Below are 20,089 nucleotides of genomic sequence, written 5' to 3' on the forward strand. Positions count from 1 at the left end.
CACACGATATTTAGGCCTCGGCAAGCCGCCGTAGCTCTGCCAGCAATCCTGCCTCGATCTTCATTTTTCCTGCATTCGCACTCGCGGCTCCGGCAGTCTGCCGCCGTTGTGACGGCAACCGCGCGCCCGTACCGATGATCTGGTCGAATAGGGCCTCCGCCCCTGAAAAATCGGCGCCGAACACCTTCGGATCGAACGCCAGGATCAGCTCTCCATGCGTGGCCCGTCTGGCCGGATCGGTCCCCGCCGGCGCAGTCTGATAACCGGCGACCTCTCCGATCAGGGGGCCTGCCAACAATTCGATCATCGTGGAAATGGCCGACCCCTTATGCCCGCCAAACGTCAGCAATGCACCGTTCAAGGCGGCCTCCGCATCGGTTGTTGGATTGCCTTCCGCATCCAGTGACCAACCTTCGGGCAAAGCCTCGCCGGTCCTCGCCTTCAATTCCACCTCCCCCCGGGCCGCGGCGCTGGTTGCAAAATCAAAGCTGTAGGGCGGGCTGCCATCCGGGCGGGGCCAGGAAAATGCCAGAGGGTTTGTCCCCAGCAGCGGAACGGTTCCGCCAAAGGGGGCCACATAGGGATGCGTGGGTGTCATTGCCAAACCGACAAACCCTTGAGCTGCAAGCTGCTCCACTTCCCACCAGAGCGCCGAATAATGGTAGCAATTGGAAATCGCGAGTGCGGCTAGGCCTGTCTGCCGAGCCTTTCGGGTCAGCATATCCAGCGACTGCTCGAATGCCAGAAGCGAACAGCCCCCTTGCGCATCAGCCCTGACCAACCCCGCCGCCGCGTCGGATATCACCGGCATTGCCTGTGGGTCCACACCCCCCTGCCGTGCCGCGCGGCTACACAGGATCAGACGGTAAAGGCCGTGGGAATGGCACTCCTGTTCCTGTGCGTCCAGCATGTTACGGGACATGACGGCGACGTGTGGCGCAGCAAACCCTGCCGCTGTCAGTATGGTCCGGGCCAACAAGGCGGCCTCATCCCTGGTGATCGATGGATATTCGGCGGTGTGCATTCCACGCTCCTGATTAAGCGCGGCCACGTTCCACCCGACACCTCAAACTGTCAATCAGTTGTCATATCTATTTACTGATGCATCGCAGCACTTTATATCAATGGTATAACGGAAAAACCGGCAGGATTGCGGCAGAATGACGCGTTACCCTGCAGAAACGCCCCGCAGCCTTTCGGAACGCCTGCGCAGCAATTCAACCGTTGCCAGAAGCAGGATGGAAACAACCACCAGAATTGTTGCCACGGCAAGGATGGCGGGGCTGATGCTTTCCCGTATACCGTTCCACATCTGTCGTGGAATGGTCTGCTCGTCCGGGCCGGCAATGAACAGCACCACAACAACCTCGTCAAACGAGGTGACAAAGGCAAACAGCGCTCCGGAGATCATCCCCGGCATGATCAGCGGCATGACCACTTTGAAAAACACCCTGCGCGGGCTGGCGCCAAGTGACGCCGCGGCCCGCGTAAGGGAATGGTCAAACCCGACAAGTGTGGCCGTTACCGTGATGATTACGAAAGGTATCCCCAAGGTTGCATGGGCCAGAACCAGCCCAAGATAGGGAATACCCCAATCCCCGATCCGGATGGCGGAATAGAAAAAGAAAAGTCCCGTCGCCGTGATGATGATCGGTACGATCATCGGTGAAATCAGAACAGCCATGATTACACGCCGGAACGGCATTTCGGGTCGCGATAATCCAAGTGCCGCGACAGTTCCCAGCACGGTGGCGAGAAGGGTTGAAAACACGCCGACGATAACCGAGTTCTTGGCAACTCCGACCCATCGGGCATTTTCCCAAACATCGGCCCACCATGCCCACCCCCGTGGCGCATCCGGGTCCTGCATCCCGAAGGTTAGCAGCATGTCGTACCAGCGACCGGAATATCCCGTAGGATCCAGTGCAAGCATCTTGCTGGTAAAGGTGAAATACGGCTCAGCGTTGAAACTCAGGGGAATGATGATCAGGATCGGTGCGATCAGGAACAGAAAGATCAGCGCGCAAAGCACCCGATAGACGTAATACCAGACCCGTTCCAGCGGTGATGCGTAAATCGGTACGGCCATGCGTTACCCCAACTTCAGGTTGTCAATGCCGACAAGCCGGTCATAAAGCCAGTAAAGCACCAGAACCGCAGCCAGCAGAATGGCAGCAAGGGCCGCCGCCATGGACCAGTTCAGGCTGTCCTGCATGTGATAGGCGATCAGATTTGAAATGAGCTGCCCGCTGGCGCCGCCCACCAATGCGGGCGTGATATAATAGCCGACGGCCAGAATGAACACGAGCAAGGCCCCAGCCCCAATGCCCGGAACCGTCTGCGGCAGATACACCCGCCGAAACGCCGTCCAGCTCGTTGCCCCCAAGCTGCGCGCTGCGCGCACATAATGTGGCTTGATCGGGCGCATGACGGAATAAAGCGGCAGGATCATGAAGGGCAACAGGATATGGACCATCGCGATGATGGTTCCGGTCTGATTGTAGATCATCGCCAGCCGGTTATCATCCTGCAGAACACCGGTGGCCACCAATGTGTTGTTGATCACTCCCTGTTCCTGCAACAGAACCATCCAGCTGGTGGTCCGAACCAGCAGAGAGGTCCAGAACGGCAGCAGAACAAGGATCATCAATAGATTCGACTTGGCCAAGGGCAGCGTCGCCAGAAGATGCGCTACCGGATAGCCAAGGATCAGGCACAGCACCGTGATCAACCCCGACATCCAGAGCGTCTTGAAGAACAGCCCCACATAAACCGCACGTCCCTCCTCCACGCCCACGATATGGCCGTCCGCATCCCGTGTCAGATCCAGCGCCGCCAGATAGAAACTGGCGGTATAGGCCGAGCTGGCGGTACGCATCACCTGCCAAAGCTGCGGATCGGCCCAATCCTCGTCCATTTCCGGCACTGATCGGGCAAAGGGTGGCTTCAGATCCTCGGCCTTCCGAGCGCCGGAGGTGAACAGGGATCGTGTCCCCCCGATTTCATAATTGATGCGCGTACCGACCGTACCTGCTGTCTTGTTCTCGCGTGCCATTTTCAGGTCGGTGGCAAGTGCCGCATAGGCAGCCTCATCCGGCATGGTGCCTTCCGGGTTTTCAGCGAACCACGCCGCCAGGGCCGGCATATTCGCCGAAAATCCGTCATTATGCACCGACCGGAACAGCATCTGTCCGATCGGCGCCACAAAAGTTATCAGGATGAACAGCAGCAACGGAGCAACCAGCAGGACAGCACGGCGCTTTGCACGCCCCTGCGCCTTTGCCATCGCCCGTTTCAAGGCACGGCCGCCAATCTCGGGCGAGCGGTCTGCCGCCTGTTCTGTCATGCTCATCCCCTGCCGGTTATTGGGCCAGCCACGCGTTGAAACGCTCGTTCAGTTCGGAGTCGTAATCCACCCAGAATTCGAATGACGTTTCCAGCGAGTTGGTCATGTTTTCCTCGGAGGTCGGCAGATGCGGCTTCATATCCGTGATGCCGTCCTCCCAGAGCATCGGCATGGCCGCAGTGGATTTCCGCGTAGGGCCATAGCTGATGTATTTCGTCATATCCGCCAAATGTTGTGTATCCGTCGCATAGCTCAGGAATTTCTTGGCATCTTCCATATCCGGGGCGTTGACCGGAATGGCATAGACTTCGAATTCATACTGCATCCCGTCCCATACGGTAACGAACGGCTTGTTCTCCGTCATCGCGGCGGCAAAAATACGACCATTGTAAACGGTGGACATCACCACCTCACCATCTGCAAGCAGTTGGGGTGGCTGTGCGCCCGCTTCCCACCAAACCACCTGATTCTTGATCGTATCAAGCTTGGCAAAGGCTCGCTCCAGCCCTTCGGGGGTTTCCAGCATGTCGTAAACATCGTCCGCAGCAACGCCATCCGCCATCAGGGCCATTTCCAACGTCGTCTTGGCGCCCTTGCGAATCCCGCGTTTGCCCGGGAATTTTTCCAGATCAAAGAAATCGGAGATTGTCGTAGGTTTAGCATTGGGGAAACGGGTATCGTCATAGGCGAACACCGTCGCCCAGACATCAGTGGAAACGCCGCAATCGCTCAATGCGCCCGGCAAGAAATCCTCCTCGGCCGGCGTACCGTCCGGGGCCGGGGCCAGCTCCGCAGGATCGATCTCCTCCAGCAGCCCCTCATCGCACAGACGAACCACATCCGCATATTCCAACGAGACGATATTCACCGTGACGTTGTTTGCCTCCACCATCGCCTTGATCGGAGCCGCGGGGTTGTCGGTGTCGGTCATCGTAGCCTTGATGCCGGTTTCCGCCTGGAACGGCTTCACATGGGCCTCGGTCTGTGCGCGGCCATAGGCACCCCCCCATCCCAATACTGTCACATCCGCATTTGCGGCACCGGCACAAAGCGCCACCGCAGTTGTCAGCCCTAGCAGTTTCTTCATTGCACTCTCCCTGTGGGTCAAATTGGGTCCAGCGCCCGCGCGTCTGCGGGATGCCAGCCGATCCGCACCGTCTGGCCCGGTTCAAGCCGGGTCTGTCCGATCGTGTTGCGGTATTTCATGATGAACTCGTCTGTGCCCGCCACGCGCAGGCGGGCACGCAGGATATCCCCCATATAGACAACCTCCAGTACGGTGGCATCCAGCGTATGGGCGCCATCGGACATCATCTCGGGTTTGAACTCTATGCGCTCGGGGCGGATGGACACCACGGTCCGCTGCCCTTTGCGATGCACATTCACGGCCGTTGCGGCAATCACTTCACCCGAGGTCAGGCGGATCAGGGCGCGGCCATCCGTAATCTCTTCGACCTTGCCCTCCAGCCGGTTGTTTTCCCCGATAAAGCTGGCAACAAACAGGTTTTCCGGCGTTTCATACAACGTCGCAGGCGGGGCGATCTGCTGGATGCGACCATCATTGAATACGGCAATGCGATCCGACATCGTCAGCGCCTCACCCTGATCATGCGTCACATAGACGACTGTAATTCCCAGCTCGTCGTGCAGCCGCTTGATCTCGAACTGCATATGTTCACGCAATTGCTTGTCCAGGGCGCCAAGTGGTTCATCCATCAGCACCAGTGCCGGATCGAAAACCAGTGCCCGTGCAAGGGCAATCCGCTGTTGCTGCCCGCCCGACAGCTGGGCCGGTCGCCTGTTGGCGAATTTGCCCATCTGCACCATATCAAGCGCACGCATGATCTTGGCTTCACGCGCATCCTTCGACATCCCGCGGACCTCGAGGGGAAAGGACAGGTTTTCTCCAACGCTCATATGGGGAAACAGCGCATAATTCTGGAAAACCATCCCGATCCCGCGCTTGTGCGGAGGAACCGAGTTGATAGGCTGACCATCCAGAAAAATCTCGCCCTTTGTTGCGGTTTCAAACCCTGCAAGCATCATCAGGCAAGTTGTCTTGCCAGAGCCTGACGGCCCCAGCATTGTCAGGAATTCCCCTTTGGCAATCGACAGGTCCAGATCTTTTACAACCAGATCTTCTCCATTGTAGGTTTTCTGAACGTGGTCAAAAACCACAAAGCCGTCTGTACGTGGATTGACCGACAACATGTCCCCCGGGATCGCCTCTGGGGTTCAGTTAAGCCCGCCTACCGGCACATCCGGACACTCTTTCGTCATCAGGCGGGGCACATCGACCATGCCCGCCCATTAATTGAGCACCTACGCCAATCTCTGCTACAATGATAACCCGTATTTATACACGCTGACGTCGACGGTTCAGGTATCCTGCCATTTGCGCGCAAAGGCAGGCGTGGCCTGCAGACTACTGGGCACATCCATATCGGGGGGCGGATCGGTAATCCCCTGACACAGATATTCTATAGCCGCCAGAAACCCGCCTTGGCTGAACGGTTTCGGAATGACGCCATGCCCCCCGGCAAAATCCTCCGGTATCATGGACGGATTTGCGGTGATGAAGACAACAACCGTATCCGGCCACTGGCCCAGAATGGCCCGACAGGCATCGATGCCGCTCGACCCATCGGCCAGCTGCATGTCCACACAGGCCAGATCTGGCTGCGGACCGGACAGCAGCCGTTTCACCTCGAATACGGTCGTCGCCTCGCCGACAACCTGATGCCCGGCATCCTGTAGCATCATCTCCATGTCCATGGCGATCAACGGCTCATCCTCGACAATCAGGATCCTCAATGCCGCGCTCATTTCGGTGACACCGGAATGGTCAGGGTCAGGCAACTGCGGGCACCGCTCCTGCTCTCGTCCAACGTCATTCCCAATGCGCCCCCCAACCGCCGGATGAGAACCTGACGCAGGCCGTCATCATCCATGGCACCGATGGCATATCCGGGTGCGGTCGTCGAAAGCGTTACCCGTGATGCCGACATGTCGCAGCCGATTTCCAGACCGATCTCCACAGCATCGTCACAATCGGCGGCGTGAAGAGTGATATCCTGAACCAGCTCACCGATCACGACCCCCACCGTCGGGGCAATATCAGGGCGGATTTCGCAAAGCGTCGTATTCGCCCTCAACGTCATGTTGTTGCCGCCACTGGCGCGCACTGCGGCATACAGCATGTTCTGGGTAAATTCACCGATATCCAGGGACAGGACATCACCCTTGTTGTATAGACGGCGATGCACCGTAGACAGGGTCTCCACCCGGGCCATCGTCGCCTCGGCCATTCGCTTCAGGCGTTCGTCGTCTACCGTCCGGGCCTGCATCCGCACGAATGAGCCGATCATGGCAAGGTTGTTCTTGACCCGGTGATCCAGCTCATCAAGCAGCTGTATCTTTGCTGTCAAGGCGGCCTCCAATTCGGCAGTCCGTTGGAGAACCTCGGATTCTACGATATCCTTTTGCCGCTCGATCCGGCGACGCTCTTCCACGCGCGCCGAGACATCCAGTTGCGATGCAAAGAAAAACGCGATCTCTCCCCGCTCGTCCCGGACAGGGCTGATATACAGGGCATTCCAGAAAGATGAGCCGTCCTTCCGATAATTCAGCAGATCGACCGCCGTGTCCTGCCCCTTTGCAATCGACTCCCGAAGGCGAACCAATGTCGCCCGGTCCGTATCGGCACCCTGCAGAAAACGGCAGTTCCGACCCAGAACCTCTTCGCGGGAATATCCGGTCAGGTTCAAAAAGGCGTCATTCGCGAATACGATCGGGTTGTCCGGCAGTGCTGGGTTCGTCACGATCATGGCCATGCGCGTTGCCCTGACGGCTGCGGCAAACGGATCCCCCCGGCCAAGGCTATAGTCCAGCCGGTCCGTCAAATGCCAATCATCGTGTTTGCGCACATCCTGCTCCATCCTGCATCAAGTCTTGATTGGACATGACCATACAAAACGGTCCCAACGTTACATGGTTCCAGTCCGAATCTCGCTTGCCCCATTCTTGAAATTTTGAAAATAAGGCAAGACTTGTCATAGTGCCTTCATCTTGCTGCCGATACGGAGAATATCAGGCTTGTCATCCAGCGATATTGACCAATACGTCGATCTTTCTGCCTGTGAGGTTGCGCCGATCCATACTCCCGGCTCCATCCAGCCGCACGGTCTGCTGTTGATTGCAGATGCGGAAACCGGGGCAATTGTAGGTGTTGCGGGCGATGTGGAGGGGATGATCGCCGCGGACTGGGCGAAACGAACCCTGCAGGATGTGCTGGGCCTGCCGGATCTGCCGGTCGTCGAGGAAAACCAGCGCTACTTTCTGGATAGCGTTTCAGGGGTTCGTGATACATTTGTTGGCCAGATCATCGCGAGTGATGGCCACCTGATCGCCGAGCTTGAAGCCATGAATGCGGGTGAGGTTCCGGCCCACCGCTTTCTATCGCTGATCGAGGAATGCGAGGCCCGGTTCGAAGATGCGGGCGATCTGGCTCCGCTATGCGTTCAAGCCGCCCGGACTTTTCGCCGGATAACCGGCTTTGATCACGTCATGATCTACCGCTTTGTCGAGGATGCGGACGGCATTGTCGTGGCCGAAGACCGCGCGCCGCATATGCGCTCCTATCTGCGCCATCAGTTTCCCGCCGCAGACATACCACGTCAGGCGCGCGTTCTGTACATGCGCAACAAATTCCGCGTCATCCCTGATGCCGCCTATACCCCGGTGCCGATCCGGTCGGCTGATCCGGCCATCGTCGGGATCGACCTGTCGGACGTAAACCTGCGCAGCGTTGCCCCGATCCACCTCGTCTATCTGAAGAACATGAACGTGCAGGCCTCCGCCTCGGTCAGCATCATCCGGGATGGCAAACTGTGGGGGCTGGTGGCCTGCCACAATGCCACCCCGCGCAATATTCCGATGCCGTCGCGGCTGGCCTGCCTGACGGTGGCCGGGGCGCTGTCACGCCAGATCGGCGCGCTGGAGACGACGGATCTGTATCGGGCGCGGTTGCGCCTGCGCGCACATCAGGATGCCGCCCTTCGCAAACTCGGGACCCGATCAGACCTGGGGCATTTTCTGGCCGATGCCGGAGAGGATCTGCGCAAGATGCTTCACGCGGACGGATTTGCAGTGGTCCGCAATGGCGCACTCTATACTTGCGGAACCTGCCCGCCGGATGCTGCCATTCCCGAACTGGTGATATGGGCAAAATCATTCTCCCCTCTGCGGACGGTCAGTACAGACCGGCTGTCCGAGCATTGCAGCTTTGCCAAGGCATTCCGTGCCGAAGCCAGCGGAATGATCTGCACCGAGGCTCTGGATGAGGATGAAACCGCCTTCCTCTGGTTCCGCGCAGAAAAGCTGAAACAGATCGATTGGGCGGGCAATCCCCACAAGATGCAGACCGACACGCAATCGGGTCAGCTTTCCCCCCGCGCATCCTTCGATAAATGGTCCGAAACCGTACATGGACGGGCGTCCGAATGGACAATGGGCGAGGTGGAGGCTGCGGCCCGTGTCACGCAGGCAACGATGGAAGCCCTGCTGAACCTGCGACTGCGCGAGATGAACAGCCAGTTGAACCACGCCCTCGCCCTGAACGAGGACCTGTTGGCCGAAAAAGACGGGCTGATGCGCGAGGTGAACCACCGTGTCCAGAACAGCCTGAGCCTTGTGGGATCTTTCCTGCGGATGCAGGCGCGGAGTGCCCCGGCTGGCGATTTGCGGGACGGGCTGATGGACGCACAGCGACGGATCATGGCAGTCAGCATGGTCCACCGCAAACTCTACGGCGCGAATGGGGTCGAGACGGTCGATCTGGGACGTTATCTGGACGAACTGGTGCAGGATGTGCTTGGATCATCCGACCCCGGCTGGAGTGAGGCGACCCAATTGACGCTGACGCCTCTGGATGTCTCGGCGGACAAGGCGGTGAATGTCGGCCTGATCTTGAACGAACTGATGACCAACAGCCAGAAATATGCCTACGGTGGACAACCCGGACCGATCCGGATCGATCTTTCCCCCACGCAGCAGGGCTTTCGCCTCAGCGTGACGGATCAGGGTATCGGCAAAAAGGCCGGGGCTACTTCTGAAGGCTTCGGATCCAGCATGATACAGGCCTTGGTCCAGCGCATTGATGGAACGATCACGGAAACAGGAATGGAGCCGGGGTTGCGGACCACCCTGACAGTTCCGATGTCAAATCCTGCCCGGATCTGACCCGCCCCATGGAATACGGCCGCGCCTGCGGCCAAAAGCCTGATTGCGGCCATATCTGGTTCGTTTAGTCTGCCTTGCAAAACATAACGAGGCAGGCAGTAACCATGATGAACAGACGCTTTTTCAGCTTCGGCCTTGCGGCGGTCACTCTGGCAGGCTGTGGCGGACCGGCAATGACCGTCAGCGGGCCGACACCTTTGCCCGATGATCTTCGCCCGACCCCCGACGCGGGTTATGATGCCTGGGTCGCCGCATTCAAGGGCCGTGCCGCGTCTCGAGGCATTTCGCAGTCTACGCTGAACAGCGCCTTCCGCTCAGCCGGCTTTTTGCCCGGTGCCATCACGCGCGACCGTAACCAGCCGGAATCCTCCCGCACACTGGAGGATTACCTCTCCATCGCCGTATCCGACGAAAGGGTGGCCAAAGGCCGTGCGAATTATGCCCGCTACCGTGACATCCTGAATGCACTGGAGGCCCGATACGGCGTTGATGCAACGATCATCACCGCCGTTTGGGGGCTGGAAAGCTTTTACGGAGAACGGCGCGGCAGTGTCTCGGTCATCTCCGCCACATCAACGCTAGCCTATGAAGGGCGGCGCGGTGAGTTTTTCGAAGGGCAGCTTATCGCTGCGTTGCGTATTTTGCAGAACGGCGACGTGACGCCCGAAAACATGACCGGAAGCTGGGCCGGTGCGATGGGCCATACGCAATTTATTCCCACCTCCTATCTGGCCTATGCCGTGGATTATAACGGCGACGGGCGACGGGACATATGGGAAGATGACCCGAGCGACTCCCTTGCCTCGACCGCATCCTATCTTGCACGCAGTGGCTGGACGCGCGGTATGCGGTGGGGCGGTGAGGTGGGCTATAATGCCCCTGCCGGCACAATCATTCAGCCACAGGCAGGCGGCCCCCGCTTTTCCGTGACGAGCAATTTCAGGGCGATCAAGCGCTACAACAATTCGGATTCCTATGCGATCGGTGTCGGCCATCTGGCGGACCGCATCGGGGGTGCAGGACCGCTGCACGGCAGTTTCCCACCCGATGCCAACGGTCTGACCAAAGACGACCGCGTGGCCCTGCAACAGCGCCTGACCGCGCGGGGCTTCGATACCGGCGGAGCCGATGGTGTACTTGGCAATAAAAGCAAAGCCGCGATCAGCGCCTATCAGACCAGTATCGGCCAGCCCGCCACCGGCGTCGGTTCACAGGCCCTGCTGGCAAGCCTGCGCTGATTCCGGAACCAGAATGCAAAACGCCCCGACGGTCTGTCGGGGCGTTCTTGTTTCTGCAGGCTGCCGGATCAGGCGCGACGACGGCGCGACAGGATCAACGGCACGATCACGACCAGTACTGCAAGTCCATAAAGGAACAGGGATTGCCAGCTCTGTACCAGAATACCCCAGTCACCACCCGAAATGGACAACGCGCGGCGCAGGTTGTTCTCGAACAGGGATCCGAGCACAAACCCCAGAATGACAGGCGCCAACGAGAAATCGAGCTTGCGCAGGATCCAGCCAAATATTCCCAGCCCGATGATCATGAACAGGTCGAAAGGGTTTCCGACGATCGAGTAGATTCCGATGAAGGCAAGAATGGCAATCAGCGGCGTCAGGTAATGCTGTGGCAATGTCAGCATCCGCGCAAACAGACCTACCAGCGGCAGGTTGATGATCAACAGTGCGATATTGCCGATATACATCGAAGCGATCAGGCCCCAGGCAATTTCCGGGTGCTGGGTGAACAGCAGCGGGCCGGGCTGGATGTTGAACATCAGCAATGCGCCCAGGAGGATTGCCGTGGTGCCGGACCCCGGAATACCCAGTGTCAGCATCGGAACCATCGCACCCGCGGCCGAGGCGTTATTGGCAGCTTCAGGTGCCATCAGCCCGCGCACATCCCCCTCACCGAAGGTGCCGCTTTTGCCCGCAATCCGCTTTTCGGTGCCATAGGTCACCGCCGAGGCAACAGAAGCACCCGTGCCCGGCAGCACACCAATGACGAACCCGATCAGCGAAGAGCGGATCAACGTCCAACGACCAAAGACGATGTCGGCCCATTTCACAAAGCTGCTGTCGATTGGCAGCGTTTTCAGTTTCCCGGTCGCCTGCTGTTCTACCAGGTGGAACAGTTCCGCCATGCCGAACAGACCGATTACGACGATCAGAAAGTCAATGCCCGCCAACAGGTCAGGCACACCGAATGTATAACGGGTCACCCCTGTGTTGGCATCCACGCCAATGGTGGCCAGCATCAGGCCCATGGAGGCGCCGACCAATGTCTTCACCGGATTTGCCCCGACCAGCGAGGCCAGTGAAGCAAAGGCGAAAACCATCAGCGCCACGTAGTCGGACGGAGAGAATGCAACAGCGAATTTGGACAGCAGCGGCCCGAACAGCGTCATCAGCACCACCGCAACCGTGCCCCCGATGAAACTGGCGATAGCCGAGATGGACAATGCCCTGCCCGCCTCACCTTTACGGGCCATGGGGTTTCCGTCCAATGTGGTCATGACCGCTCCGGCATCCCCCGGTACGTTCAACAGGATGGATGAAATACGTCCGCCGAATTCTGCGCCATAATAGATGCCGGCCAGCAAAATCAACGCGCTTTCGGGCGGCAGGCCAAGGCCATAGGCGATCGGCAGCAGGATCGCCACGCCGTTGATCGGCCCTATGCCGGGCAATGCACCGATCAGCGTTCCTGCAAAACAGCCGAATGCCACCAGCATAAGGTTGAACGGGGATAGTGCGACACCGAAACCGGTCGCAAGTCCGTTAAGAACTTCACTCATATCACGCCTCTCAGAATGTCAGCAGGCCCGAGGGCAGGTTCAGTTCCAGAAGTTCGGCACAAAGCAGGTATCCGGCCACTCCGATTACCGCGCCGAACAGGAACCCTTTGAGCCAGGTCGCCCCCAGCATGCGTGATGCCAACGTGCCGAACAGTGCCGTGGCGATGATGAAGCCCAACCGCTCGTAAAGCTCGGCATATCCCAGCAGCAGAACCACCGTCAGGGACAGGCGGATCCACGTGGGACGCGCAACCTGCATACTGTCTGTATCAGGGCGCAACAGGATGACGGCAAAGCATAGCGCGGTCACGATGGACAGGATTTGCGGCCATGTTTCGGGGCCAAGCGGGTCATATTGGAAGGGGGCGCTGATTGCGAAGAAGGCCAGCCAGCCATAGGCCAGAGTCACCAAAAGCATCACGCCCGCAAAAATGCGGTCGGCCATCAGGTATCCTTTCGGAAAGTATGGGGGGCCGCGCAGCCCCCCGCATAGATTATTGGATCAGACCGATTTCCGTGGCCAGCGAACGCAGGGTCGCGGATTGCTCTGCCACCATCGCCTTCAGCTCGTCACCCGATACGTCCAGTGGCATCAGGCCGTGGCTCCGCTGGGTCTCGGCGAATTCGGGGGTATCATAGGCGGTACGGAAGGCATCCAGCCACGCCTGATAATCCGCGTCCGATGTTTCCTTGCCCATGTAGAAACCACGCAGGATGGTCCATGACACGTCATAGCCCTGCTCCTTGGCGGTCGGGATCACATCCATCGGGGCTTCGAGCCGTTCGTCCGACATGACGGCCAGAACCCGCAGATCGCCCGCATCGATATGTGGCACCATTTCGCCAGCATCACCGGTATAGATCTGGATCGATCCACCCAGCAGACCGGCAATGGCGTCACCACCACCGTCAAAGGCGACATAGCGCATGCGGCGCGGATCACCATCGATTGCCTTCAGCAGAAGGGCAGCCTTCATCCAGTCCTGCGACCCGACGGATCCGCCGGCCCCCACCACGACCTTGGAGGGATCGGCCTTCAACGCGGCCATCACCTCTTCCAGCGAATGATAGGGGCTATCGGCGCGCACCGCCACAACACCGTAATCCGCCCCGGCAGTCGCCAGCCAGCGGGCATCATTCTCGGTCCACTTGCCGTATTTGCCGGTGATCAGATTCAGCAGCGACCCCGAGGAGAATGCAACGATCGCATTCGGATCGTCGGTCCGCGTGGAGTTGAACATGTTGAACGCGACCGCTCCGATACCACCGGGCATGAACGTCACCTCCACCGGACGGTCAAACTGCGGCGCAAGACCCTGCTGTGCCACACGGCAGGTCAGATCGAAGCCACCGCCGGGCTGCGCCGGGGCAATGCATTCGGGGCGGTTGATCTCGGCCAATGCGGGAAACGCGCATGCGGCCATGACTGCCCCGAGGACAGTTGTGCGAACGAATTTCATAGATGTCCTCCCAGACATTGGGCCCGTGTTCTGCGGCCCGATTGTCCCACTTTAGAGCCAAAGCTTGTCCGGACGCTGACGCGAAACTGACAGGACGCTGACATGCGAATGCGCCCTTTCGCCGTCACACGCGGGCCGCTATTCTCCTGTTTTATGCGAATGCTCCTGGTTGAAGATAACGATGATCTTGCGGAGACGATCACCGATCGCCTGCGCGCCGAGGGCCATGCCATCGACCGCGAAAGCAATGGAGATGACGCCCATTCGCTGTTGCGCCATGCCCGCTTTGATCTGGTCATTCTGGATGTGAACCTGCCCGGCCGGAACGGCACCGAGGTATTGCGCGCCATGCGTGACAGGGGGGACACCACGCCCGTTCTCATTCTGACCGCACGTAGCGAGGTGGATGACCGGGTTGTGGGGCTGGATGCAGGGGCCGATGACTACATGGTCAAACCTTTTGATTTCCGGGAGTTGAGCGCGCGTTGTCGGGTTCTGGCCCGCCGCAAATCTGGCACCGCCACGAACAGCTTCACCGCAGGCACCCTTACCTTCGATCGCAGCGCACGTCGTGCCCGCCTGGGCGGCGTCGATCTGGATCTGCGGCCCAGAGAGGTCCAGTTGCTGGAGGTGTTGATCGACAATCTTGGCCGGATGCTGACCAAGGAAGAGGTGGCGGACAAGCTCTATACCTTTGATGAAGCACCCACGATGAACGCGGTAGAACAGACTGTTACCCGCCTGCGCCGCCGGATCGAGGGATCTACTCTGACCATCCGTACCGCCCGGGGCCTCGGGTACATGGCCTACGTCACCGATGAATAACAGGCGCCGCTCTATCCGGCTGCGGCTGATGGCGCTGATGACGGCGGCATTTCTGGTTCTGCTCTGCCTCATCTCGATCCTTCTGTGGACCTATGCCCGAGGCGCGGCGAATGATTCCTACGATCTGGTGCTGGGCGGATCCGCCCGCGCCATTCTGGAACGGATCACCCCCGGCCCTGATGGTCCGACGGTGGATATGCCGCCCTCGGCCATGGAAATTGCCGGCATCGTGCCTGCCGCGCGCGTGGTCTACAGTGTCTTTTCCCCTGAAGGTCTGGTGACGGGAACCCCGGATCTTCCCCTGCCCGATGGGTTCGAGCCTGCCGTGGCACCTATGTTCTACGATGCCCTCCACAACGGGGCCCCCATGCGGTTCGTGGTGCAAGGCCGAGAGATCAGCACGGCCAGCGGCCCGTTCTGGGTTGAGGTTCAGGTCGGCCAGACCACCGAAGCCCGCGTGGCACAACAGCGTGATCTGTTTCTGACAGGTATGGCAGGGCTGGCACTGGTGTCGGCAATCGGACTTGGTTTTGTCTGGTTCGCCATCCGGCAGGCCTTGCGCCCCTTGGCCCAGATTGAGCGGGACCTTCAGGGCCGACCGCCGCGGGATCTTTCCGAACTGGCCGCACGCCCGCCGCTGGAAATTGAAAGCCTGTTCGACGCAATCAACGGTTTCATCGCCCGGTTAAGGGCCAACCGGAATATGACGGAGGGCTTCATTGCTGATGTTGCCCATCAGACACGAACATCGCTTTCCACGCTGCAGGGACATCTGGAACTGGCGGCTGATGCCAGATCCGAAGACGATATGCGCGCTCGCCTTGTCCGGGCCGAACGACAGTCCGCACGAACAGTCCGCCTGACAAACCAGTTGTTATCGCACGCGATGGTCTTGCACCGTGCGGATGGTGGAGGGCTGCATCCGGTGGCGCTCACCCCGCTTCTACGGTCATTGGTGTCCGAAATGTTGCGTGACACCCGTATTCGCGATGTCACCTTCACCTTCGACGTGGACCCTTTTGCCGACAAGGGTGATGTCGTCATGGGCGACGAGGTGGTGCTGAGGGAGGCATTGAGGAACCTGATCGAAAACGCCCTCCGTCACGGCCCGCCCGACAATATAATCGACATCGATTTGCGTGCCGAAGGGCATGACCGGATCATGATTGCCATTTCGGATGCCGGACCGGGCATTCCCGAACAGGACCGCGAACGCGCGCAGGAGCGCTTTGTCTCCCTCTCGGATCGTACGGCGGGATCAGGCTTGGGGTTGGCGATCGTGCAGGCGGTGGCCGAAGCGCATGGCGCGGGATTTCATCTCTCAACGTCGCAGCGTGGGGGATTGAAGGCCGTGCTCAGCTTCGCGCGGGTGTTATCGCTTGTTCTGCTGCTTGCGCTGCTTCCTCATCCTTCCATGGCGCAGACCGTCCTGCGGGTCGCCAGCGCCACCGATGAGGTTGCGATCCGCCCCATACTGGATGCGTTCGAGCGCGAGAACCCGGATCTGCACATCGAATACACCGACATGCAGACGGTGCCGCTGTATCAGGCCGTGCTGGATGGCAGCATGAACCCCGATCTTGTCATCAGCTCCGCCATGGACCTTCAGGTGGACCTTGTCAACCGTGGCATGGCGCTGCATCTGGATCTGCCGGAGGCGCAATCCCTCCCGTCCTGGGCAGCATGGCGAGAAGAACTGTTCGGCTTCACCTTCGAGCCTGCTGTGATGATCTACAACCCGACGCTGATCGCGGAATCCGATCTGCCCCGAACCCATGTGGATTTGACAGAATTCCTGCGGAACCACGAAAGGTCACTGCAACAGCGCATCGGCCTTTATGATTTGCGGCAGGCGGGTATCGGATATCTGTTCGCCACGCAGGACGCCGAATTCGGTCAGGATGCCGCCGCGCTCAACGAAGTTCTGGGGCGCGCCAAGGCCCGCGTCTACCCGACCACCAATGCCATGATTGACGCAGTCGGGCGTGGCGAACTGACGATGGCGCTTAACCTGATCGGCTCCTACGCCATTTCAGCCGATGATCCGCATGTGGCTGTGCATCTGTTCTGGGACTATAACCTCGTGATGATGCGAACGGGTTTCGTTCCCAAAACGGCGGCAAATCCGGAGCAGGCTGCCCGCCTTCTGGCCTATCTGATATCCCATCGCGGCCAGGTTCTATTGGCCCGGAAAACGCCGCTCGTGCCGGTTCTGCCGCTGGTCACGCTCAACACGCCAACGCTGAACCGGATGCGCGGGTATGACGGGACGTTTCTTCCGATCCGACTTGGCCCGCAATTGCTGACCTATCTTGATGCCCTGAAGCAGAAGCGCTTTCTCAGTGCATGGCAAAGCGCGATCCGCCCCTAGTCCGCCGCGCGCCGGGACAGGTATCGTGCCAATGCGGGGGCGGTCAGCACCACAAACAGGAACCGGGCGATCTGCATCGCCATCACGAACGGCACATCTACGTCGGTCGAGGTTGCGATGATCGCGACAGTATCGGCCCCGCCCGGGGTGGTTGCCAGATAGGCTGTCAACGGATCCACATCGGCAAATACCACCAATGCCAGCGCGAACACACCGCAGGTCGCGATCAGGATGATCACGGACATCATGACCCGCGGAAAAGCGGATGCGGCATGGCGCACCACCTCGGGGGTAAAGCGCATGCCGACCGAAAGACCAACCACGGCGAAACAGATCGACAGGAACCATGCGGGAAGTACGACTTCAAGCAACCCGGAAAACGAAAGACCCAGCCCCACGATCAGCGCCGTCAGCAGCGCCCCGCCCGGCAACCGAAGCCGCGGCGCGGCAAAGGCGCAGACCAGCGCCGCCCCAAAAGTCGCAAGCGAAGGCAGCACCGGCACCGTCCTGGCGACAGCGGGCACCGTATCCAGTTCCGGAACACCGATAAGGCGCACCAGCAGCATTGCCATCGCCGCGCAGCTTACAACCCGGACGTATTGCATGAAGGCCACGAGGCGCATATCAGCGCCATAGGACTCCGACATCAGCACCATTACCGTCGCAGCCCCCGGCGACGATCCCCAGATGGCGGTCGTGCCCGGAAAAATCCGCGCCCGGGTGATGGACAGCCCCAGAACGCCTGCTGCCGCAACGACCGACAATGTCCCCAGAACGAACAGCAGCCAGTCCTTGGAGATTTCATCCATGATATCGGGGGGAATACTGCCGGCCATCATCATTCCGACTGACGCCTGCGCGACCAGCGCCCCGCGCTTGTCTATCTTTACCGCACCGCCAGCCACGGCCACCACAATGGCCGCGATCATCGGGCCCAGCAGATAGGCTGCCGGCAGATGCGCCAGCCAGAACAGCATTCCGAAAACCGCTGACAGGGCAAGCAAGACCGCCCATCGTAACGGATTTGACGCCTGCGCGATCCAGCTTGCCAAAGCCGTCATCGCGGCACACCGGACAGGATGGCGCAATAAGGGCAGGGCTGATCTGGCATGAAGGTTCCCCTTGGGCAGGATACAGCAGTCTTTCGCGGGCCACTCTTCGAAAGTCAACAGACGCGGCAATCCGGCCGCCCCATCGAAGGGGGTTCCAGTTGACCACTTCTGCTGTAATCCTCTGCGTGGAAGAGGAGAATCATTTTGGACCAGACCCGCATCGCACAAGTCGCACAGCTGCTAAAGGACGCCTATACCGGGCCGAAAATCACGGTATTGCCCGCAGATCTAGTTCCGCAGACCGAAGATGATGCCTATGCCATTCAGGCGGCCGTATTGGGCGACCAGCCTATCGCAGGCTGGAAGGTGGCGGCGATCGCCGTACCGAACCCTCTTGTCGCGGCACCGCTGACCGACGCCATCCCCGAAGGCCCGCTGCCAGCAGAAATCCGCGATCCTGAAATCGAGGTGGAAATCGCGATCATGATCGCAGCCGATCTGCCCCCGCGACAGGAACCCTATACCGCAGCCGACGTACAGCCCGCCCTGGGTGGCGCCTGTGCCGCATTCGAGGTTGTGGAATCCAGGTTTGCGGTTCGCACAGATGCCAGCCCCCTTGAGGCGCTGGCCGACCGGAACTGCAACGGAACTGTCATTCTCGGCTCCGGCATAGATGACTGGCAGAACCTTGATCTGACCAAACTTGAGGTGAGCCTGACCGGAACTGTCGAAATCGCGCGAACATCCGGAAATGCCACGCAGGAACAGACGATGACAGCACTTGTCTGGCTGGCAAACCACGCGTCGAAGCAGGGCGTGGGGCTGCGTAAGGGCCAGTTCGTCATCACCGGCGCACGTATCGGACCGATCGTGGTAGATCGCGGTCAGGATCTGGTGGCGGAGATCGAACACATCGGCACTGTAAAACTCGGGCTTTGATACAAATCGGGCGGGTCACGAAGAAGGCCCGCCCCCCTTTCGGCGAATTGAACGGGGATATCTGCTATCAGTATCCTGCCCCCTGTCCGCATGATTTTTGCAGTACATTCAGGCAATAGTGGACTGAAGCAGGCAACAGCGGTATTCTAGTATCCTGCCGATGGCGCATTGGGGCCATCTGTCGACCTATCCCGCTGCAACTCTATCGCAGATGTGACAAAAATGCCGGCGGGCCGCATTGCGCTATGAACAGAACCTGTCATACAGCCGGCACTGAACTGACGCGGATGGAGAATGTTGCATGACGGAGTCGTTGAAACCCAAGACCAAAGGCGGAAGTCTTGTCGCGCGGGTTGCCGACGCGTTGCGCACCGAAATCCGCAGCGGCAACCTGAAGCCCGGGGACAGGCTACCGTCCGAAGCCAAGCTGACAGAAGCCCATGGCGTCAGCCGTACTGTTATTCGCGAGGCCATTGCATCCCTGCGCGCCGATGGCATGGTCGAGGCGCGTCAGGGTGCCGGAGTGTTCGTGCTGGAGGCAGAAGTCCCGGCCCCCCAGCCTTTCCAGAACATTGATTATGTTCGCTTGTCCTCCATGATCGAAATGCTGGAACTGCGTACAGCGGTCGAGGTGGAGGCTGCGGGCCTGGCCGCCACGCGTCGCTCTGCCCAGCAGGAAGAGCGGATCATGAACGCGTTCAAGGCGGTCAGTGATGCTTTCGCGGCAGGCGTGGTGACCACATCCGCTGATTATGACCTGCATTACGCGATTGCCGAGGCTGCGAATAACCCACGGTTTCCGGAATTTCTGGAAATGGTTGGTGCCGGCATCATCCCGCGTCGCGCCCTGCAGACGGGCACGGATGAAATGATTTCCGCCGATTACCTTCGCCAGTTGCAGGCCGAACATGACCGGATTGTATCCGCCATCATGACGGGTAACGAAGAGGAAGCCCGCACAGCCATGCGTGATCACCTGCGCGGCGCGTTGGCGCGTTACAGAGCCCTTTTGCGCAGCTGATTACAAGGCACCCTTCCCGGGCTTTCATGGAATGCATA

The 20,089-nt window shown here is 59.6% G+C and carries 17 protein-coding genes; 6 read left to right on the forward strand and 11 right to left on the reverse strand.

The features are described from left to right. Positions 1-10: 10 nt before the first annotated feature. From TR36_RS11435 to TR36_RS11465, 7 genes are all read right to left on the reverse strand, one after another. Entirely contained in the window at positions 11-1,024 is a 1,014-nt protein-coding gene (locus tag TR36_RS11435) for an Ldh family oxidoreductase (protein ID WP_045392397.1), read from the reverse strand. A gap of 144 nt (positions 1,025-1,168) precedes the next feature. Further along, positions 1,169-2,089, reverse strand: a complete 921-nt coding sequence (locus TR36_RS11440; protein ID WP_045392394.1) for an ABC transporter permease — start codon at positions 2,087-2,089, stop codon at positions 1,169-1,171. 3 nt (positions 2,090-2,092) lie between these two features. Then, complete coding sequence (locus TR36_RS11445; RefSeq protein WP_045392391.1) at positions 2,093-3,346, reverse strand: ABC transporter permease; 1,254 nt, start codon at positions 3,344-3,346, stop codon at positions 2,093-2,095. A gap of 16 nt (positions 3,347-3,362) precedes the next feature. Further along, the gene (locus TR36_RS11450) at positions 3,363-4,433 is read right to left on the reverse strand and encodes an ABC transporter substrate-binding protein (RefSeq protein WP_045392389.1); all 1,071 of its coding nucleotides are present in this window, start codon (positions 4,431-4,433) and stop codon (positions 3,363-3,365) included. A gap of 17 nt (positions 4,434-4,450) precedes the next feature. Next, positions 4,451-5,554: an ABC transporter ATP-binding protein gene (locus TR36_RS11455; protein WP_370553401.1), complete on the reverse strand. Its 1,104-nt coding sequence runs from the start codon at positions 5,552-5,554 to the stop codon at positions 4,451-4,453. Positions 5,555-5,725: 171 nt separating this feature from the next. Then, a complete protein-coding gene (locus TR36_RS11460) occupies positions 5,726-6,205 on the reverse strand; it encodes a response regulator (RefSeq protein ID WP_202814415.1) in 480 nt (159 codons plus the stop codon). Continuing rightward, positions 6,169-7,272 (reverse strand): PAS domain-containing protein, encoded by a 1,104-nt coding sequence (locus TR36_RS11465; protein WP_192841348.1) that lies wholly within the window; start codon positions 7,270-7,272, stop codon positions 6,169-6,171. The genes TR36_RS11460 and TR36_RS11465 overlap by 37 nt, the downstream gene beginning before the upstream one ends. A 169-nt stretch (positions 7,273-7,441) precedes the next feature. Here TR36_RS11465 and TR36_RS11470 point away from each other — a divergent pair, with 169 nt between their 5' ends. Both TR36_RS11470 and TR36_RS11475 read left to right on the forward strand, forming a co-directional pair. Then, positions 7,442-9,586, forward strand: coding sequence for a histidine kinase dimerization/phosphoacceptor domain -containing protein (locus tag TR36_RS11470; RefSeq protein WP_052362638.1), 2,145 nt, complete (start codon positions 7,442-7,444; stop codon positions 9,584-9,586). A 104-nt stretch (positions 9,587-9,690) separates the two neighbouring features. Then, positions 9,691-10,824: a lytic murein transglycosylase gene (locus TR36_RS11475; RefSeq protein ID WP_062763264.1), complete on the forward strand. Its 1,134-nt coding sequence runs from the start codon at positions 9,691-9,693 to the stop codon at positions 10,822-10,824. A 68-nt stretch (positions 10,825-10,892) separates the two neighbouring features. Here TR36_RS11475 and TR36_RS11480 read toward each other — a convergent pair whose 3' ends face one another. The 3 genes from TR36_RS11480 to TR36_RS11490 are packed head-to-tail and all read right to left on the reverse strand — an operon-like array spanning position 10,893 to position 13,843. After that, complete coding sequence (locus tag TR36_RS11480; RefSeq protein WP_045392377.1) at positions 10,893-12,383, reverse strand: tripartite tricarboxylate transporter permease; 1,491 nt, start codon at positions 12,381-12,383, stop codon at positions 10,893-10,895. A 10-nt stretch (positions 12,384-12,393) separates the two neighbouring features. Beyond that, the gene (locus tag TR36_RS11485; RefSeq protein ID WP_045392374.1) at positions 12,394-12,828 is read right to left on the reverse strand and encodes a tripartite tricarboxylate transporter TctB family protein; all 435 of its coding nucleotides are present in this window, start codon (positions 12,826-12,828) and stop codon (positions 12,394-12,396) included. A gap of 49 nt (positions 12,829-12,877) precedes the next feature. Beyond that, on the reverse strand, positions 12,878-13,843 hold the full coding sequence (locus TR36_RS11490; RefSeq protein ID WP_045392372.1) for a tripartite tricarboxylate transporter substrate binding protein: 966 nt from the start codon (positions 13,841-13,843) through the stop codon (positions 12,878-12,880). 159 nt (positions 13,844-14,002) lie between these two features. Between TR36_RS11490 and TR36_RS11495 the strand changes: the two genes are divergently transcribed. Further along, positions 14,003-14,668, forward strand: a complete 666-nt coding sequence (locus TR36_RS11495) for a response regulator transcription factor (protein WP_237763570.1) — start codon at positions 14,003-14,005, stop codon at positions 14,666-14,668. Further along, a complete protein-coding gene (locus TR36_RS11500; protein WP_237763571.1) occupies positions 14,661-17,039 on the forward strand; it encodes an extracellular solute-binding protein in 2,379 nt (792 codons plus the stop codon). Before TR36_RS11495 ends, TR36_RS11500 begins: the two co-directional genes overlap by 8 nt. On the opposite strand, the gene TR36_RS11505 is transcribed toward TR36_RS11500, so the two are convergent. Continuing rightward, positions 17,036-18,100 (reverse strand): AbrB family transcriptional regulator, encoded by a 1,065-nt coding sequence (locus TR36_RS11505; RefSeq protein WP_045392369.1) that lies wholly within the window; start codon positions 18,098-18,100, stop codon positions 17,036-17,038. The two genes, TR36_RS11500 and TR36_RS11505, sit on opposite strands and share 4 nt — an antisense overlap. 195 nt (positions 18,101-18,295) lie before the next feature. Here TR36_RS11505 and TR36_RS11510 point away from each other — a divergent pair, with 195 nt between their 5' ends. Together TR36_RS11510 and TR36_RS11515 are read left to right on the forward strand one after the other, a co-directional pair. Then, positions 18,296-19,030, forward strand: a complete 735-nt coding sequence (locus tag TR36_RS11510) for a 2-keto-4-pentenoate hydratase (RefSeq protein ID WP_045392366.1) — start codon at positions 18,296-18,298, stop codon at positions 19,028-19,030. A 301-nt stretch (positions 19,031-19,331) separates the two neighbouring features. Continuing rightward, a complete protein-coding gene (locus TR36_RS11515) occupies positions 19,332-20,051 on the forward strand; it encodes a FadR/GntR family transcriptional regulator (RefSeq protein WP_062763266.1) in 720 nt (239 codons plus the stop codon). The last annotated feature ends 38 nt before the right edge of the window (positions 20,052-20,089 follow it).

Origin of the sequence: Falsirhodobacter sp. alg1 (assembly GCF_000739715.2) — a bacterium.
Lineage (GTDB): Bacteria > Pseudomonadota > Alphaproteobacteria > Rhodobacterales > Rhodobacteraceae > Falsirhodobacter.

Bases quoted from the DNA above. Each gene is read 5' to 3' on its own strand.
- TR36_RS11500 (WP_237763571.1), top strand. From the start codon at position 14,661: ATGAATAACAGGCGCCGCTCTATCCGGCTGCGGCTGATGGCGCTGATG.
- TR36_RS11480 (WP_045392377.1), bottom strand. From the start codon at position 12,383: ATGAGTGAAGTTCTTAACGGACTTGCGACCGGTTTCGGTGTCGCACTA.
- TR36_RS11435 (WP_045392397.1), bottom strand. From the start codon at position 1,024: ATGCACACCGCCGAATATCCATCGATCACCAGGGATGAGGCCGCCTTG.
- TR36_RS11445 (WP_045392391.1), bottom strand. From the start codon at position 3,346: ATGACAGAACAGGCGGCAGACCGCTCGCCCGAGATTGGCGGCCGTGCC.
- TR36_RS11485 (WP_045392374.1), bottom strand. From the start codon at position 12,828: ATGGCCGACCGCATTTTTGCGGGCGTGATGCTTTTGGTGACTCTGGCC.
- TR36_RS11490 (WP_045392372.1), bottom strand. From the start codon at position 13,843: ATGAAATTCGTTCGCACAACTGTCCTCGGGGCAGTCATGGCCGCATGC.
- TR36_RS11475 (WP_062763264.1), top strand. From the start codon at position 9,691: ATGATGAACAGACGCTTTTTCAGCTTCGGCCTTGCGGCGGTCACTCTG.
- TR36_RS11450 (WP_045392389.1), bottom strand. From the start codon at position 4,433: ATGAAGAAACTGCTAGGGCTGACAACTGCGGTGGCGCTTTGTGCCGGT.
- TR36_RS11440 (WP_045392394.1), bottom strand. From the start codon at position 2,089: ATGGCCGTACCGATTTACGCATCACCGCTGGAACGGGTCTGGTATTAC.
- TR36_RS11495 (WP_237763570.1), top strand. From the start codon at position 14,003: ATGCTCCTGGTTGAAGATAACGATGATCTTGCGGAGACGATCACCGAT.
- TR36_RS11515 (WP_062763266.1), top strand. From the start codon at position 19,332: ATGACGGAGTCGTTGAAACCCAAGACCAAAGGCGGAAGTCTTGTCGCG.
- TR36_RS11505 (WP_045392369.1), bottom strand. From the start codon at position 18,100: ATGACGGCTTTGGCAAGCTGGATCGCGCAGGCGTCAAATCCGTTACGA.